We start from the raw sequence: 17,084 nt of genomic DNA on the forward strand, positions 1-17,084 counted from the left end.
TGCAGCAAATGCATAGATATCAAAAACTTGATGCTCTGTACCTTGATCGCCCCTAAAAACATGAGTTCTGGGCAGATCATTCGCAAAATCGTTACATGGAAAAAAAATTGATGCACGGACCGAGTGCGCGATGATTGAGCGACAAATCACAAAATTTAGGCGTTCATGGGCCGGGTATCGAACGGTGTTGGGGTCTTTTCGAGGTGTCATGTGATGGTGCTGGGAATTCGTGGGATACGGTGAACTCCGGCGATATCTCGGAGTTTTTCTGAGAAGTGATTCGACTTCACGAGCAAGAAAATCGACGAAAACACCCGGTTCTCTGAAAAAATCTGAGAATGTATGGGAAATCATGGGGTCGAACGGAGCGGCGAGATTTGCATACATATAGTGTCTTGCTTGATGGAAGACACTACAGGGGGTATCTGAGGCGTTCTCTAGAAAGATTTGAGGGCCGCTATTTGGTCGCCGAACCCTTATCGGGCCTAAATTTCCTGTTGATTTCCACGAATTCCCATGGCATCCCTATATGCATCCGATGAGGACGAGGCAGCAGGGGCACAAAACGACCCCAAACCAAATAACAAACAGGTTTCATACAGGCACTTCGCTTTCATCACTCTGAAGATCCGGCGCGCGAGCGAGCAGACATCCCCCCAGGTGGCGCGCGCAGCTGGACATCCCGCACAGCGGGTCAATGCGGCGGGTTGATCAGTGGCAGCAGATCAACTCGCCGTTTTTCATCCGGGGGACGTGAATTTTGAGGTGGGGCGCAAGCGAAAGGGACAGTCGTCTTGGCGCGCAGGTTTAGAGGTGAAAGCCACCATAAGGTGGACACGAAGGGCAGGGTGTCGATCCCGGCCTCGTTTCGCCGTGTGCTTGAATCCTCTGATCCCAATTGGCAGCCCGGTGACACTCCTGAGCTTGTGATTGTCTATGGCGACCACCGTCGCAAATACCTCGAATGCTATACGATGCAGGCAATTGATGAGGTCGATGACAAGATCGATGCCTTGCCGCGCGGCTCGATGGAGCGGCGGATGCTGCAACGTATGTTCCACGGTCAGTCCTTCCCTACGACGGTAGATGAGACCGGACGTCTGGTCCTGCCCGCCAAGCTGCGCAACAAAATCGACCTTGGAAATGAGGCATTCTTTATTGCTGCCGGTGACACCTTCCAGATCTGGAAGCCCGAAACCTATGAGGTCGAAGAACTGGCCAAGACCGAAGAGTGGATGGACGATCTGCCAGATGATTTCGACCCGATGGTCTATCTCGATGGCGTTGGGGACGCGTAACGGCATGTCCGGCGCGGTCTCCTCATCTTCGAACCCACATATTCCTGTCCTGCTAAGCCCTTTGCTGGCGGCGGTGTCTCCGGTGTCGGGTGTATGGTTGGACGGAACTTTCGGCGCAGGCGGCTATACGCGGGGTCTGCTTGAGGCCGGCGCCGACAAGGTGATCGGCGTGGACCGCGATCCGCTTGCGTTTGAGATGGCAGCAGATTGGGCGCGTGACTATGGTGACCGGCTGGTGATGCAGCCGGGTGTGTTTTCGCGGTTGGATGAATATGCGAAGGATTTGGAAGGAGTCGTTCTGGATCTTGGCGTGTCGTCGATGCAATTGGATCAGGCCAAGCGCGGGTTCTCGTTCATGAAAGACGGGCCGCTTGATATGCGCATGAGCCAAGAGGGCGAAAGCGCTGCTGATCTGGTGAACGGCGCAACCGAAGCTCAACTGGCCGATATTTTGTTCCATTTTGGCGAAGAACGGGCCAGTCGGCGTATTGCCAAAGCGATCATCAAAGCACGGACTGAGGCACCGATCACAACGACGTTGCGATTGGTCGAGATCATCGAATCTTGCCTGCCGCGTCCGAAACCCGGTCAATCTCACCCGGCGACGCGCAGTTTTCAGGGGCTGCGGATTGCTGTGAATGCCGAATATGAGGAGCTATTTCAAGGGCTTATGGCGGCTGAACGGGCCTTGAAACCTGGCGGACAATTGGCCGTTGTGACCTTTCATTCCATCGAGGATCGGATGGTTAAGCGGTTCTTCCAATCGCGCGCGGGCAAGACCGGTCGGGCCAATCGCTATGCGCCCGAAATCGAACAGGAACTGCCGCAATTTACCCTGAAGACCCGCAAGGCCGTGGGGCCGGATGAGCAGGAGTTGCAGGAAAATCCACGCGCGCGTTCTGCCAAGCTGCGCGTTGCGGTTCGGACAGAGGCTCCGGCAGGGGAAATCGATGCGCGGGCCATTGGCATGCCGCAGCTGGGGGAGAAGGCAAGATGAAGAGTATTCTGTATGTGTTGACTGCCATGTCGGTGTTTGGTTTGGCGCTTTGGGCGTATCAAGAGAACTATCGCACCCAGCAGGTTTTGAAGGAAACTCAGTCACTGCAACGCGAAATTGGTACGGCGCAGGTGAGGCTGGCGGTTCTAAACGCCGAATGGGCTTATCTCAACCGACCGGATCGGTTGCGTGAACTTGCCGATCTGAACTTCGAACGTCTGGGCCTGCTGCCCTTGCGGTCTGAACAGTTCGGGCGTGCAGATCAGATCGCCTATGCCGAGGATCCTGATCTGCCAATTGTTGATCCGATTGAATTGCAGGCCATTACGGATCTGCAGGCTCTGGGCGAGGTTCAGCTGCCATGACACGTACCCCACTTCGCCCACTGGCCCGTGTTCTTGAAGCGCGCGCGAAAGGGGAGAACCCCAAGGTCATCGAGCGCGAGAATATCCGGCAACGCCACGAGCAGATGAAAGATCGCGCGCGTGCCCGCGCTGAGGGGCGTTTGCTTGTGCTGGGCCTGTTCTTTTTCTGCGCGTTTTCGGTTGTTGGGGTCCGTATGGGCATGCTTGCGACCTCTGAAGCGCAAGAGCCGCTGGCGAGCGCGCCTGGGGCTTCGATTGCTATGCAACGTGCCAATATTGTGGATCGTGAAGGCCGTATTCTGGCGACCAATCTGGACACCTATTCCGTCTATGCCCAGCCGCCGTTGATGATCGACCCAATTGCGGCGGCAGACCAGTTGGTAGCAATCTTCCCCGATCTGGAAAAAGAACTTCTGGTCAAGGACTTCACTGGCAATCGCAAGTTCCTGTGGATCAAGAAGCGCATCTCACCTGAGCAGAAACAGGCTGTTCACGATATCGGCGATCCGGGCATTCTGTTTGGCCCGCGCGAAATGCGCCTGTACCCCAATGGCAAACTGGCTGCGCATATTCTGGGGGGGTCCGGTTTTGGACGTGAGGGCGTAAGTGCCGCCGAAGTGATTGGCGTCGCTGGCGTCGAAAAGAAGTTTGATAACTATCTGCGCGACCCGGCCAATGGTAACAAACCGCTACAACTGTCACTGGACCTGACCATTCAAGCCGCAGTTGAGCAAGTTTTGTATGGCGGCATGAAGATTATGAATGCCAAAGGGGCCTCGGCGGTTCTGATGGATGCGCATACGGGCGAGGTGATCTCAGCCGCGTCTCTGCCTTCGTTCGATCCCAATGATCGCCCTCGCCCGCCGACCTCGGGTTTTGATCCCTCCGACAGCCCGTTGTTCAACCGCTATGTGCAGGGCGTGTACGAGCTGGGCTCGGTGTTCAAGATTTTCACCGCAGCACAGGCGGTGCAGCTTGGGTTGGTGAATTCTGAGACTATCATCGATACTTCAGGCCCAATGAAGATCGGTCGTTTTCCGATTGGTGAGTTCAACGGCAAGAACTACGGCAAGATCAGCGTGGCTGATGTGATCGTCCACAGTTCGAACCGGGGAACCGGCCGGCTGGCCCTGCAGATCGGGGCCAAAAGACAGCAGGAGTTTCTGGAAACGCTGGGCATGTTCGAACCAACACCGTTCGAGACTGTCGAGGCCTCCGGGGGCGCGCCGCTTAAGCCCAAGAAATGGGGTGAGTTGAGCACGGTGACCATTTCCTATGGCCACGGCCTATCGACCAGCCCGATGCATCTGGCAGCGGGCTATGCGGCGATTGCCAATGGTGGGCATTATGTCAGCCCGACGATCCTGAAGAAAAACAGCCCGCAATACGGCCCGCGTGTCCTGACGGACAGCGCTGCGTCGCAGGCGCAGAAGATGCTGCGCAAGGTGGTGACCGACGGCACCGCCAGCTTTGGCGATGTCAAAGGCTATGACGTCGCGGGCAAGACCGGAACGGCGGATAAACCCAAACCGCGTGGCGGGTATTACGATGACAAGGTCATCGCGACCTTTGCCACAATCTTTCCGGCCTATGATCCGAAATACGTGCTGATCGTCACGCTGGATGAACCGTCAATTGTGGCCTATGGCGAAAAGCGCCGGACAGCCGGGTGGACGGCGGTGCCGGTCGCTGCTGAATTGATCGGACGTGTGGCGCCACTGTTGGGGTTGCGTCCGCGTCTTGAGCCCGAGGCGGGCGCTGCTATAACCCTGACCTCGAATTAGGGTGCCAGAGAACAGGTGGGTCATGGGCGCAAGAACAAAAAAACTCAGCCAACTGGCCCTAACCGCACGCGGTGGCGCAAATCCGGATATCACCGGGCTGGCCGTTGACAGCCGCGAGGTCAAAGACGGTTTTCTGTTTGCAGCCCTCCCCGGCACTCGGGTTCATGGTGGCGAGTTCATCCAATACGCCTTGCGCATGGGGGCCGCCGCCATTCTGACCGACGCCGAAGGCGCGAAGATCGCCGAGGCCGAACTGGCCGCATCCGACGCTGCCTTGGTTGTAGTTGAAGACCCGCGCCAAGCATTGGCCGGGTCCGCTGCACTTTGGTTCGGTGCGCAACCGCAGACGATTGTTGCGGTCACCGGAACCAATGGCAAAACCTCGGTTGCCACATTCGTCCGCCAGATCTGGGCTGAGCTTGGCCATGCCGCCGTCAATCTTGGCACCACCGGAGTCGAGGGCGCTTGGACCGCACCGCTGGCTCACACAACGCCCGAACCGATCACCCTGCATCGATGCCTGTCCGAGGCGGCTGAGAACGGCGTGACCCATGCGGCGATGGAGGCTTCTTCGCACGGGCTGGAGCAACGGCGTCTGGACGGAGTACATCTGGCTGCTGCCGGGTTCTCGAACTTCACGCAGGATCATCTGGACTATCACGAAACCTTCGAGGCCTATTTTGCAGCGAAGATGGGCTTGTTCGACCGGGTTTTGCCTGAGGACGGCACCGCAGTGATCAACCTGAGCGACCCTAAGGGAGCGCAGGTGCGCAAGATTGCCGAGGCGCGGGGGCAGTCGGTGCTGACAGTCGGATTGGGCGAGGCCGATCTTTGCCTTATGAACCAACGCTTTGACTCAACTGGGCAGGATTTGCGGTTTTCCTGGCAGGGCAAGACCTTCCAGACGCGCCTGAACCTGATCGGTGGGTTTCAAGCTGAAAACATCCTGCTAGCCTGTGGGCTGGTCATCGCAGCAGGCGACGACCCTGATAGAGTGTTCGAGACCCTATCGCATCTGACAACGGTCCGAGGCCGCATGCAACTGGCCGCCACCCGCGACAATGGCGCGGCGGTGTTTGTAGACTATGCTCACACGCCCGACGCTGTTGCGACGGCTTTGAAGGCGCTGCGCCCGCATGTGATGGGACGTCTGATTGCTATCGTTGGTGCGGGCGGAGACCGCGACGCCACCAAACGCCCGCTGATGGGCAAGGCCGCAACCAATCACGCCGATATCGTCTTCGTCACCGATGACAACCCGCGCAGCGAAGATCCCGCCGCCATCCGCGCGGCCGTGATGGAGGGTGCGCCTGGCGCGACCGAAGTGGGTGATCGGGCCGAAGCGATCTTGCGCGGCATTGACGCTTTGCAACCCGGTGACGCGCTGTTGATTGCAGGCAAAGGCCATGAAACCGGCCAAATCGTCGGTGATCAGGTTTTGCCCTTTGATGATGTTGAACAAGCCAGCATCTCCGTGGCCGCCCTGGATGGGAGGGTCGCATGACGCTCTGGACAGCGGCAGAGGCCGCCGAAGCGACCGGTGGTCGCGCGATGACCGATTGGATGGTGGATGGCGTGTCGATTGATACGCGAACCTTGCAGACGGGCGACCTGTTTGTTGCCTTGAAAGCTGCGCGAGACGGGCACGACTTTGTGGCTCAGGCGCTTGAGAAAGGCGCGGGTGCAGCCTTGGTCTCGCATGTACCGGAGGGCGTGCGCGAAGATGCGCCGCTGTTGATTGTTGAGGATGTTCAGGCCGGTTTGGAGGCACTGGGCCAAGCCGCGCGTGCGCGCACTGAGGCACGTATCGTCGGGGTGACAGGCAGTGTCGGCAAAACCTCGACCAAGGAAATGCTGGCGACCATTCTGGAAAGACAGGGTAGGACCCATGCCAGCGTTGCCAGCTACAACAACCATTGGGGCGTGCCTCTGACACTGGCGCGGATGCCGCAGGACACGGAATATGCTGTGATCGAGATTGGGATGAACCACCCCGGCGAGATTGCTCCACTCGCGTGTCAGGCCCGCCCGCATGTGGCTTTGTTGACAACGGTAGCCGCGGTGCATCTTGAGGCGTTTGAGTCGGTTGCAGGAATCGCCCATGAAAAGGCGGCAATTTTCGAGGGGCTGGAACCCGGCGGCGCAGCCATCGTCAATGCCGATATCGAGCATGCCGAAATTCTGCGCCACACGGCGCAAGACCACGGCGCAGGGATCGTCGAATTTGGCCGACAGGCCGCAGATTACAAACTGACGGATGTGACCGCCGGGCCGGATTCGATTCAGGCCCAAGCCTCGGTTGGTGACACGCAGTTCATCTTCGACGTCCAATCCGCTGGTACGCATTTTGCAATGAACGCGTTGGGGGCCTTGGCGGCCTGTGTCGAACTGGGTGTCGATCTGGAACAGGCCATCGATGGGCTGCAGCACTGGTCTCCGGTCAAAGGTCGCGGAGTGCGCGAGACTTTGCCATTGGCAAATGGTGGGCAAATCGAACTGCTGGACGACAGCTACAATGCCAACCCGACCTCGATGGAAGCCGCTTTGGATGTTCTGGCGGCATCCCAAGGTGCGCGCCGGATCGCCTTTTTGGGGGACATGAAAGAGCTTGGGCCGCAGGAACAGGCCATGCACGCGGCGATGGCGCAGGTCAATGCGATGGCCGGTGTGGATAAGGTGCATTGCATCGGCCCGCTGATGCAAGCGCTGCATCGGGCTCTGCCAGATGATAAGCGCGGGCTCTGGTTCGAAACCAGCGCTGAGATGGCTGAGCACCTGCCTGACCTGATCAAAACCGGCGATAGCGTGCTGGCCAAGGGCTCGCTAAGCATGGCCTTGGCGCGGATTGTTGACGGTCTGCGCAAAATGGGGCAAGGGGGCGCGCTTGACGGGTGAACTTGCCCATGGGCCTCGTGTAAGAAAGGTTTTGTAATGCTGTATTGGTTGACCGCCTTGTCGGATGGAGGGGATTTCTGGAACCTCTTCCGCTACATTACCTTCCGCGCAGGCGGGGCCTTTCTAACGGCGCTGATCTTTGGCTTCATCTTCGGAAAACCGCTTATTAATGTGCTGCGCAAGAAGCAGGGCAAAGGCCAGCCGATCCGCGACGACGGCCCTGAGGGGCATTTTTCCAAGGCTGGTACCCCAACCATGGGCGGGTTGCTGATCGTCGGGGCTCTGGTCACTTCGACCCTCGTCTGGGCGCGGTGGGACAACCCTTATGTCTGGATGGTTCTGTTCGTAACTTTGGCCTATGCGGCCATTGGTTTTGCGGATGACTACGCAAAGGTGTCAAAGCAAAACACGAAGGGCGTTTCCGGCAAGATGCGGATGGCTTTGGGTGTCATCATCGCTGTTCTGGCATCGCTATGGGCAGTTCTGCACCATCCTGAAGCGCTGCAAAATCAACTTGCTGTGCCCGTTTTCAAAGATACGCTCGTCAATCTGGGCATCTTCTACATCCCGTTCTCGATTGTCGTCATCGTGGGGGCGGCGAATGCGGTGAACCTGACCGATGGTTTGGACGGCTTGGCGATCATGCCCGCGATGATCGCGGCCTCGACGCTTGGAATCATCGCCTATGCCGTCGGGCGGGTCGACTTTACCGAGTACTTGGACGTGCATTATGTGCCCGGGACAGGAGAAATCTTCATCTTCACCTCGGCCCTCTTTGGCGCGGGGCTTGGCTTCTTGTGGTACAACGCCCCGCCCGCCGCGGTGTTCATGGGCGATACCGGATCACTGGCACTGGGCGGCGCGCTGGGGGCTATTGCTGTGGCGACCAAGCACGAGCTGGTGCTGGCCGTCGTCGGCGGGTTGTTCGTGGTCGAAGCGCTGAGCGTGATCATTCAGGTCCTCTATTTCAAACGCACCGGCAAGCGCGTTTTCCTGATGGCCCCGATCCATCACCACTATGAGAAAAAGGGCTGGGCCGAGCCGACCATTGTGATCCGCTTCTGGATCATCTCCTTGATCCTGGCGATGATTGGGTTGGCGACGCTGAAGGTACGGTGAAGAAGCGTCGGGTTGTACTGTCCGGATGTTCGGGCGGTGGCAAGTCCACCCTACTAGAGGAAATGGCGCGACGCGGCTATGCCACGGTCGCGGAACCGGGTCGTCGGGTGATCGCAGCCGAGCAAGAGCACAGCGGAGATGGTTTGCCCTGGATCAATCCCAAGTCGTTTTGCCGCAAAGTGATCCAAACATCTTTCGATGATGTGACCAAGGCTCCAGATGGTTTGGTCTTATTCGACCGTTCCGCGCTGGACGCCTTGATTTGGTTTGATCGAACCGGCGCCAATCTGGAGAGTTCGCTCCGGGATAAGATACTAAGCCTAGGATACGATCACTGCGTTTATCTGTTCCCACCGTGGCGCGAAATTTATGTAAAAGACGAACAGCGAAGGCATGACTTGTCCGACGCACTTGAAGAGTATGAGGCTTTGTGCGACCGCTTACCAAAGCTCGGGTTCCAAACTGCGCTTGTTCCGAAAAAGCCAGTTGCAGACCGAGCAGATTGGTTTGAGGCGCAGCTAAACAAAGGGCAGACGACATGATCCCGGTCAAAGGGTTTTCAGGACAAAAAGTTGCGGTTCTGGGGCTGGGCCGATCTGGGCTGACCACCGCACGGGCGCTGCGTGCGGGTGGGGCACAGCCGGTGTGTTGGGATGACAACCCGGACGCACGGGACGCTGCTCAGGCCGAGGGGTTTGACTGTACTGATCTGCGCCGAAATGGGGCGTTCGAGGGCATTGCGTCTCTGATAGTCTCGCCGGGAATCCCGCATCTTTATCCTTCACCAAATCCTATCGTTGCGACCGCCTTGGAGGCAGGCGTTCCGGTGGACAATGATATCGGCCTGTTCTTCCGCTCCTTCGCAGGGCCGGAATGGAACAACTTTGATACTCCACCGCGCGTGATTGCCGTCACAGGGTCGAACGGGAAATCAACCACCGCTGCTTTGATCCACCACATCCTGACCGAGGCAGGACGATCAGCCGAACTGGCTGGGAATATCGGGCGTGGCGTGCTGGATATTGATCCCGGCACGGATGGTTCGGTCGTGGTTCTGGAACTCAGTAGCTATCAAACCGAACTGGCCCGGTCGCTGACACCGGATGTGGCCGTGTTTACCAATCTTTCGCCAGATCATCTGGACCGCCATGGCGGCATGGGTGGTTACTTCGCCGCCAAGAGACGGCTGTTTTCCGAAGGTGGGCCCGATCGGGCTGTCATTGGCGTGGATGAGGCCGAAGGCGTGTTTCTGGCCGGGCAGATGGCAGAGGGGCCAGCGGATGACCGGGTTATCCGTGTCTCGGTTGATCGTAAGCTGACGGGTCCGGGTTGGCAGGTCTTTGCGCGCAAGGGGTTCTTGTCGGAATACCGCAAGGGGCGACAGGCGGGCTCAATTGACCTGCGCGCCATAAAGGGCTTGCCGGGGACACATAACCACCAGAACGCTTGTGCGGCATATGCCGCCTGCCGTTCGTTGGGCCTGGCCCCTCGGGTGATCGAGGACGCGCTGCACAGCTATCCGGGCCTGCCGCATCGCAGCCAAATTATCGCCGAAGCGCAGGGTATAACTTATGTGAACGATTCCAAAGCCACAAATGTCGACAGTGCGGTCAAGGCGCTGGGGGCGTTCAAGCGTATACGCTGGATCTGTGGCGGGCTGGAGAAAGAGGGTGGGCTGGCTGCTCTGAACGAGGCAACCACCGACGTGCTAAAGGCTTATGTCATTGGGCGCGAGGCTGCGAAATTTGCAATGCAATTGAACGTCGAAGCACAGGTTTGCACAACCATGGCTGTTGCGGTTGAACAGGCGATGGCAGATGCCGAAGCCGGTGATACTATTTTACTTGCGCCTGCTGCTGCAAGTTTTGACCAGTATGATAGTTTTGAACGACGTGGCGAGGATTTTGCTGACAATGTTCTGCAAAGACTGGCTGAATAGAGCGATTACAGTTTGCCGCTTGTTCACAAGGGCAAATGGGCTATCGTCTTGACGCCCTAGCGGATTTGGTCTTGCCTTGGCAGGACTTTAGAAAACGAGGTTACGGATATGTCCAACCGAAAGAAATTTATGGTGTTGCCAGCGGTGCTGTTGGTCGGAGCTTGTGCCAGTTCGGGTGCGAACTACACGCCGATCATCGATGGCAACATCGGTCCCAATTACAACGCAGACCTGGCGCAGTGTCAGGCTCTGGCCCGAACACAGCCAACGGTTGATGGCAGAACAGCGGGTGCGGCGGCGATTGGTGCTGCAGGTGCCGCTGGTACAAAAGCGATCATCGATGACAGTGCCAGCGATCTGGGCCGTACCGCCGTTGCCGGTGCTCTGATCGGTGCGGGTGCAAGCGCGCTACAGAACACCCAAAATCAAGAGGTTATCGTGCGCAACTGCATGCGCGGGCGTGGCTATAACGTCGTCGGCTAAGGGTTGATCGTCAAAACGAGTGGCTTGCGATGGCGGTTCCAGCGGCGTGGCCGGAGGACCATGCCCATTGGAAGTTGTACCCACCCAACCATCCGGTGACATCCACCGCTTCACCAATTGCATAGAGGCCGGGGACATCCCTGGCCTCCATCGTTTTTGAGGACAGGTCATCTGTGTCGATCCCGCCCAGCGTGACCTCGGCCGTACGGTAGCCTTCGGTGCCCGATGGGGTCAGTTGCCAGTTGGACAGGGCAGAGATCAGATCGCTGAGCGCCGCATCAGACTGGTCGGCCAAATTGCCATGCATTGGCATCTGCTGGCTGAGGTAATCGACCAGTCGCGCGGGCAAGTGGCGCGCCAGTTCGGTGGTCAAATCCTTACGCCCAGCGCTTTGGCGTTGATCCCGCAGCAGGTCGAACAGCGGCAGATCGGGGATCAGGTTCACGCAGATCCCCTCTCCCTCGCGCCAATAGCATGAGAGTTGCAGTACCGACGGCCCACTTAGGCCGCGATGGGTGAACAGTAGCGCTTCGTCAAAACTGGTACGCTCGTTTGACAGTCGTGCGGGCAGCGAGACGCCCGATAGGTCTTTGAACTTCCCATCTGAGAACGTGAACGGGACTAGCGCGGCGCGGGTTTCGGTCATTCGCAACCCGAATTGCAGCGCGATATCATAGGCCAGCCCTGTCGCGCCCATTTTGGGGATTGACTTGCCGCCTGTGGCCAGAACCAGATTGGAGCAAGTCAGGCTTCGGCGCTGTCCTTCGCGCTCGACCTCCAGCGTAAATCCACTTTCGGTCTTGCGCAGGTCCTTCAACTCGGTCCGGACCCACAGCTCTGCTCCGATACGTGTCATCTCATCCAGCAGCATCTGGATTATCTGTTTGGAGGACCCGTCGCAGAATAGTTGGCCGAGTGTTTTCTCGTGCCACGCGATGTTGTGGCGCCCGACCAGATCAATGAAATCCCATTGCGTGTACCGCGCCAGGGCGGATTTGCAGAAATGTGGGTTCTGCGACAGGAAATTGCCCGGCCCTGCGTACATATTGGTGAAATTGCAGCGCCCGCCGCCTGAGATACGGATTTTCTCGCCCGGGGCTTTTGCATGGTCGACCACCAGAACGCGTCCGCCGCAATGGGCGGCGCACATCATGCCGGCCGCTCCGGCCCCAAGGATGATCGTGTCATAGGTCATTGGTGGGGGATGGCTTGGATTGAGCCGGAACGCAAGAGCGTGCCATCGTCTCGTTCAGGCTGCAATCCCGCGCGGGAAATCCGGATTGCCAGTTGCCGGACGCACTGTCATCCTGCGGTGATAACTTACCTGCATAGAAGGAACAGTTCATGCAATTCCCGGATTTTATGGTGGCCTTTCCAAAACTCGAAGTTCCTTTCCCCGAAGATGTGGTGCAGACGGCCGTAATTCGCTCGGATGCAGGGCTGGTGGCGTTCTTTACCTTTCTTAAGGAAATGGAGCTTCCGCTTCATTCTCATGGCGCGCAATGGGGTACAGTCGTTGAAGGTGAGATTGAACTAACAATCGGAGATCAGACGAAAACCTACCGTCCTGGTGAAAACTACTCGATCCCAGCCGGGGTCGAACACGGAGGCCGGATCAAGGCAGGTACGCGCGTGATTGATGTCTTTGAGGAACCGGACCGGTACCCGATCAAAGCGTAACGCACTTTCATATCTCTGGGGCTGATCGAATTCCGCTTATGCCCCTCATTTCCCTAGCCCAATCCCCAAAATCCCTGTACACTTCGACCCAGACCCCGAAAACGGGGCGTTAACGAGGCAGTAAGTGGCGGTATCTCATGACTGAGATGGTGTATGGCGCGGTCCAAGACCAGCGCGGCGAACCGATTCTACCAAAGTGGTGGCGCACGATTGATCGCTGGACGATGTCCTGCGTTCTGATCCTGTTTGTCATCGGGCTATTATTGGGGTTGGCGTCCTCGCCGCCACTGGCTGGGCGCAACGGCTTCGATCCGTTTCACTATGTCGAACGGCAGGTGCTGTTCGGTGGACTGGCTCTGATTGCGATGTTGCTGACCTCGATGATGTCGCCGACACTGGTACGCCGTCTGGCGGTGCTGGGCTTTCTGGGGGCCTTTGTTGCGCTCGCGTTCCTGCCGATCTTCGGCACCGATTTCGGCAAAGGGGCGGTGCGTTGGTATTCTCTGGGATTCGCGTCGCTGCAACCGTCCGAGTTTCTGAAGCCCGGATTTGTGGTTGTTGCGGCGTGGCTGCTGGCGGCATCGCAGGAAATCAACGGTCCACCGGGGCGGTTGTGGTCTTTTGCCCTGTGCATCTCAATTGTTGCGATGCTGGTCTTGCAGCCCGATTTCGGCCAAGCCTGTCTGATCCTGTTTGGCTGGGGCGTGATGTATTTTGTGGCCGGGGCCCCCATGCTGCTGCTGGTAGGCATGGCCGGTGTGGTCATTCTGGCGGGGATGTTTGCCTATTCAAACTCGGACCATTTCGCGCGCCGCATTGACGGATTTCTGAATCAAGAGGTCGATCCGACCACTCAGCTTGGCTATGCCACCAATGCTATCCGCGAGGGCGGCTTGTTCGGCGTCGGCGTGGGCGAGGGGCAGGTCAAATGGTCTCTGCCCGACGCGCATACGGATTTCATCATCGCCGTTGCGGCTGAGGAGTACGGCCTGATCCTGGTGCTGATTATCATCGCGCTCTATTCGATTATCGTCGTGCGCTCGCTGCTACGGCTGATGCGCGAGCGGGATATGTTCATCCGCTTGGCGGGAACTGGCCTGGCCTGCATGTTTGGCGTTCAGGCAATGATCAATATGGGTGTTGCGGTGCGACTGCTGCCTGCCAAGGGTATGACGTTGCCTTTTGTCAGCTACGGCGGCTCGTCCCTAATTGCAGGCGGTATCGCAATTGGCATGTTGCTGGCCTTCACCCGAACCCGCCCGCAAGGCGAACTGGGCGATATTCTGCGCGGACGAAGCTGATGGGCAAACCCTACCTTCTGATTGCGGCGGGCGGCACCGGGGGCCATATGTTCCCGGCGCAAGCCCTGGCTGAGGCGATGTTGCACAAAGGTTGGCGGGTGCGCCTGTCTACCGATGCCCGTGGGGCCCGCTATACCGGTGGCTTCCCGCACACGACCGAGATTGTCGAAGCCTCCTCGGCCACTTTCGCGCGAGGCGGTTTAGCGGCTAAGGCACTGGTCGGCCCTAAGATTGCTGGTGGTGTCGCCAGCATGGCGTTTCAGATGATGCGGGACAAACCGGATGTGGTCGTGGGCTTCGGCGGATATCCCTCGATCCCAGCCCTGGGTGCGGCGGTGATGCTGAAACTCCCACGCATGATCCATGAGCAAAACGGGGTGCTAGGCCGGGTGAACCAGCTGTTTGGCACGCGCGTTTCACAAGTGGCCTGCGGTGTCTGGCCGACCGATCTGCCGGACAGTGCGCAGGGCATACACACCGGCAACCCGGTCCGAGCCTCGGTTTTGGAGCGGGCCGGGGCGCCCTATATCCCGCCCGGCGAATATCCGATGTCGGTTCTGGTGATGGGCGGCAGCCAGGGTGCCCGTATTCTCAGCGATGTGGTGCCTGAGGCGATTGCCGCTCTGCCCGAGTTCCTGCGCGGATTCATCCGCGTTTCACACCAGGCCCGGGACGAGGATGGCGCGCGCGTCACGGCCTTCTACGCCGATCACGGTATTCGCGCCGATGTTCAACCGTTCTTTGACGATGTGCCACGGCTCATGTCGGATGCGCAGCTTGTCATCAGCCGTTCGGGCGCGTCGAGCGTGGCCGACATCTCGGTGATCGGTCGGCCCTCGATCCTGATCCCTTTCGCCGCCGCTGCAGGGGATCACCAAACCGCCAACGCCCGAGGGCTCGTGCAGGCAGGGGGGGCGATCATGATCCCTGAAAATGCTCTTGACGTTGCCGCGTTGACCGAGCAAATGACCACGGTTCTGACAAACCCCGAAGCCGCACAGAAAATGGCCCATGCCGCCTTGTCGGTCGGGGCACCGGACGCCACCGAGCGTCTGGTCGCCCTTGTCGAGCAATTGGCGCAGAAGGAGACCACATGACCCCAGCAACCAAACTACCGCAGGACGTAGGACCTATCCATTTTGTTGGGATCGGCGGGATCGGGATGTCGGGCATCGCCGAGGTGCTTTTGAACCTAGGGTATCAGGTGCAGGGGTCAGACCTGAAGGCTTCAAAGATCACCGATCGGTTGGCCTCGCTGGGGGCGGAGATATTCGTGGGTCAAAAGGCCGAGAACCTGCAAAACGCTGCTGTCGTGGTCACATCCACGGCGATCAAGCCTGGCAACCCGGAACTGGATCAGGCGCGCGCGCAAGGTCTTCCTGTTGTCCGTCGTGCGGATATGCTGGCCGAGCTGATGCGCCTGCGGTCGAACATCGCCATTGCCGGGACCCATGGCAAAACCACCACGACAACGATGATGGCCGAATTGATGGTGGCGGGTGATTTCGACCCCACCGTCATCAATGGTGGCATCATCCACGCCTATGGCTCGAACGCGCGGATGGGGCAGGGCGAGTGGATGGTGGTCGAGGCCGACGAATCCGACGGCTCGTTCAACCGTCTGCCGGCAACCATCGCCATCGTCACCAATATTGACCCCGAGCATATGGAGCATTGGGGCGATTTCGATAAGTTGCGCGATGGGTTCTATGAGTTCGTTTCGAACCTGCCCTTCTACGGTCTGGCCGTCTGCTGCACGGACCACGCCGAGGTTCAGGCTCTGGTCGGACGCATCACTGACCGCCGCGTGCGCACCTATGGTTTCAACGCGCAAGCCGATGTGCGGGCCGAGAACCTGACCTACAAAGGCGGCGTCGCGCATTTCGATATTCATCTGCAATACGAAGACAAGGTGATTGAGGGCTGCACGCTGCCGATGCCTGGCGATCACAACGTCTCAAACGCGTTGTCTGCCGTGGCTGTCGCCCGCCATCTGGGCATGAAAACCGCAGAAATCCGCGAGACGCTGGCCAATTTCGGCGGCGTCAACCGCCGCTTCACCAAGGTCGGAGAGATTGATGGGGTCACCATCATCGACGACTACGGTCATCACCCGGTGGAAATCGCTGCGGTGCTGAGAGCTGCGCGTCAGGCGACGGACGGACGCGTGATTGCCGTGCATCAACCGCACCGCTATTCCCGTCTGTCCAATCTGTTCGATGATTTCTGCACCTGTTTCAACGACGCGGATGTGGTGGCGATCGCCGACATCTTCGCGGCCGGCGAAGACCCGATCGAAGGGGCGTCGCGCGATGATCTGGTGCAGGGGCTGATCCGCCATGGGCATCGGCATGCTCGTGCGTTGCTGGACGAGGACGATCTTGAACGCCTCGTACGCGAACAGACGCGCCCCGGAGATATGGTCGTTTGTCTTGGCGCCGGAACGATCAGCGCCTGGGCGAATGGGTTGCCTGAGAGATTGCAAAGAAAACAAGCAGTTTGACGGCACGCCTCATTTGCAGCACAACCTGAAAGTGTGATACAATAACCTCAGCTACCGCGAGTCCTCGGAGGGGGCGCATGGACTATTCGATGATCTTTGCCGCGATTTGGGTGATCTGCGCCACCATTGTGGCGTTGTTGCCCATGCGGCTGCAATTCCCTCCGGGTTTCACCTTGTTGATTTGCGCGCCAGTTCTGATTGTCTGGCTGGGCTATGATCACGGCTGGTTCTGGTCGGCTCTCGCCTTTGGCGGCTTTGTCTCAATGTTCCGCAACCCGATCCGTTACTACTGGCGCAAATGGGTGCGCGGGGAGGTGATGGAATGAGCTGGTCGCTTGCACTGGCCGCCCTCTGGGGCCTTGCCGCCAACCTGTTGGCCATGATCCCCAGCAAGGACAACCACTGGACTCGCGCCTATTTCCTGATCGCAGTGGGCATTCCGATTTTGGGCTATGTTACCTATGAAAACGGCCCATGGATCGGGTTGTTGGTTTTGGCTGCGGGCATGTCAATGCTGCGCTGGCCCGTGATCTATCTGGGTCGCTGGATCCGTCGACGCATTTGATCATCTGATATGATGTTGCATTCAGATGTGCTGATCTACGGTTTCATCCTTTGCGGCGCATTTGGATGGTTTCTAACATCTTCCTACGCCGCTTTTCATGGAAAGCTCTGGTTTGGGTATACAGCGATCACGTTATGGTTTGTCCTTTTGGGTCT

The 17,084-nt window shown here is 58.5% G+C and carries 17 protein-coding genes; 16 read left to right on the forward strand and 1 reads right to left on the reverse strand.

Annotated features, from left to right (window positions below):
- The first annotated feature begins 794 nt into the window (after positions 1 to 794).
- From mraZ to ACR0JX_RS01150, 10 genes are all read left to right on the forward strand, one after another.
- The gene (gene mraZ, locus ACR0JX_RS01105) at positions 795 to 1,298 is read left to right on the forward strand and encodes a division/cell wall cluster transcriptional repressor MraZ (protein ID WP_480540660.1); all 504 of its coding nucleotides are present in this window, start codon (positions 795 to 797) and stop codon (positions 1,296 to 1,298) included.
- 4 nt (positions 1,299 to 1,302) lie between these two features.
- Complete coding sequence (rsmH, locus tag ACR0JX_RS01110; protein WP_480541734.1) at positions 1,303 to 2,295, forward strand: 16S rRNA (cytosine(1402)-N(4))-methyltransferase RsmH; 993 nt, start codon at positions 1,303 to 1,305, stop codon at positions 2,293 to 2,295.
- The gene (gene ftsL, locus ACR0JX_RS01115) at positions 2,292 to 2,660 is read left to right on the forward strand and encodes a cell division protein FtsL (protein ID WP_480540662.1); all 369 of its coding nucleotides are present in this window, start codon (positions 2,292 to 2,294) and stop codon (positions 2,658 to 2,660) included. Before rsmH ends, ftsL begins: the two co-directional genes overlap by 4 nt.
- A complete protein-coding gene (locus ACR0JX_RS01120) occupies positions 2,657 to 4,444 on the forward strand; it encodes a peptidoglycan D,D-transpeptidase FtsI family protein (protein WP_480540664.1) in 1,788 nt (595 codons plus the stop codon). Before ftsL ends, ACR0JX_RS01120 begins: the two co-directional genes overlap by 4 nt.
- A gap of 22 nt (positions 4,445 to 4,466) precedes the next feature.
- Positions 4,467 to 5,948, forward strand: coding sequence for a UDP-N-acetylmuramoyl-L-alanyl-D-glutamate--2,6-diaminopimelate ligase (locus tag ACR0JX_RS01125; RefSeq protein WP_480540666.1), 1,482 nt, complete (start codon positions 4,467 to 4,469; stop codon positions 5,946 to 5,948).
- A complete protein-coding gene (locus tag ACR0JX_RS01130) occupies positions 5,945 to 7,339 on the forward strand; it encodes a UDP-N-acetylmuramoyl-tripeptide--D-alanyl-D-alanine ligase (protein ID WP_480540668.1) in 1,395 nt (464 codons plus the stop codon). The genes ACR0JX_RS01125 and ACR0JX_RS01130 overlap by 4 nt, the downstream gene beginning before the upstream one ends.
- Positions 7,340 to 7,375: 36 nt before the next feature.
- On the forward strand, positions 7,376 to 8,458 hold the full coding sequence (mraY, locus tag ACR0JX_RS01135; RefSeq protein ID WP_170532124.1) for a phospho-N-acetylmuramoyl-pentapeptide-transferase: 1,083 nt from the start codon (positions 7,376 to 7,378) through the stop codon (positions 8,456 to 8,458).
- Positions 8,455 to 9,000, forward strand: coding sequence for an AAA family ATPase (locus tag ACR0JX_RS01140; RefSeq protein WP_480540670.1), 546 nt, complete (start codon positions 8,455 to 8,457; stop codon positions 8,998 to 9,000). The genes mraY and ACR0JX_RS01140 overlap by 4 nt, the downstream gene beginning before the upstream one ends.
- The gene (murD, locus tag ACR0JX_RS01145; RefSeq protein WP_480540672.1) at positions 8,997 to 10,397 is read left to right on the forward strand and encodes a UDP-N-acetylmuramoyl-L-alanine--D-glutamate ligase; all 1,401 of its coding nucleotides are present in this window, start codon (positions 8,997 to 8,999) and stop codon (positions 10,395 to 10,397) included. The genes ACR0JX_RS01140 and murD overlap by 4 nt, the downstream gene beginning before the upstream one ends.
- A gap of 108 nt (positions 10,398 to 10,505) precedes the next feature.
- Positions 10,506 to 10,880, forward strand: a complete 375-nt coding sequence (locus tag ACR0JX_RS01150; protein WP_170532131.1) for a glycine zipper family protein — start codon at positions 10,506 to 10,508, stop codon at positions 10,878 to 10,880.
- Positions 10,881 to 10,890: 10 nt separating this feature from the next.
- On the opposite strand, the gene ACR0JX_RS01155 is transcribed toward ACR0JX_RS01150, so the two are convergent.
- Positions 10,891 to 12,075 carry a BaiN/RdsA family NAD(P)/FAD-dependent oxidoreductase gene (locus ACR0JX_RS01155; protein WP_480540674.1) on the reverse strand — a complete coding sequence of 395 codons (1,185 nt, stop codon included), beginning with the start codon at positions 12,073 to 12,075 and terminating at the stop codon, positions 10,891 to 10,893.
- A 149-nt stretch (positions 12,076 to 12,224) separates the two neighbouring features.
- Between ACR0JX_RS01155 and ACR0JX_RS01160 the strand changes: the two genes are divergently transcribed.
- The 6 genes from ACR0JX_RS01160 to ACR0JX_RS01185 all read left to right on the forward strand — a co-directional run bounded on the left by ACR0JX_RS01160 (position 12,225) and on the right by ACR0JX_RS01185 (position 16,929).
- The gene (locus ACR0JX_RS01160; RefSeq protein WP_480540676.1) at positions 12,225 to 12,560 is read left to right on the forward strand and encodes a cupin domain-containing protein; all 336 of its coding nucleotides are present in this window, start codon (positions 12,225 to 12,227) and stop codon (positions 12,558 to 12,560) included.
- 137 nt (positions 12,561 to 12,697) lie between these two features.
- A complete protein-coding gene (gene ftsW / locus ACR0JX_RS01165; protein WP_480540678.1) occupies positions 12,698 to 13,861 on the forward strand; it encodes a putative lipid II flippase FtsW in 1,164 nt (387 codons plus the stop codon).
- Complete coding sequence (locus ACR0JX_RS01170; RefSeq protein WP_480540680.1) at positions 13,861 to 14,958, forward strand: UDP-N-acetylglucosamine--N-acetylmuramyl-(pentapeptide) pyrophosphoryl-undecaprenol N-acetylglucosamine transferase; 1,098 nt, start codon at positions 13,861 to 13,863, stop codon at positions 14,956 to 14,958. Before ftsW ends, ACR0JX_RS01170 begins: the two co-directional genes overlap by 1 nt.
- On the forward strand, positions 14,955 to 16,364 hold the full coding sequence (gene murC / locus ACR0JX_RS01175) for a UDP-N-acetylmuramate--L-alanine ligase (protein WP_480540682.1): 1,410 nt from the start codon (positions 14,955 to 14,957) through the stop codon (positions 16,362 to 16,364). Before ACR0JX_RS01170 ends, murC begins: the two co-directional genes overlap by 4 nt.
- A gap of 77 nt (positions 16,365 to 16,441) precedes the next feature.
- Complete coding sequence (locus ACR0JX_RS01180) at positions 16,442 to 16,690, forward strand: DUF2484 family protein (RefSeq protein ID WP_480540684.1); 249 nt, start codon at positions 16,442 to 16,444, stop codon at positions 16,688 to 16,690.
- Positions 16,687 to 16,929 (forward strand): DUF2484 family protein, encoded by a 243-nt coding sequence (locus tag ACR0JX_RS01185; protein WP_480540686.1) that lies wholly within the window; start codon positions 16,687 to 16,689, stop codon positions 16,927 to 16,929. Before ACR0JX_RS01180 ends, ACR0JX_RS01185 begins: the two co-directional genes overlap by 4 nt.
- The last annotated feature ends 155 nt before the right edge of the window (positions 16,930 to 17,084 follow it).

It is taken from the genome of Ruegeria sp. AH7 (genome assembly GCF_056541325.1).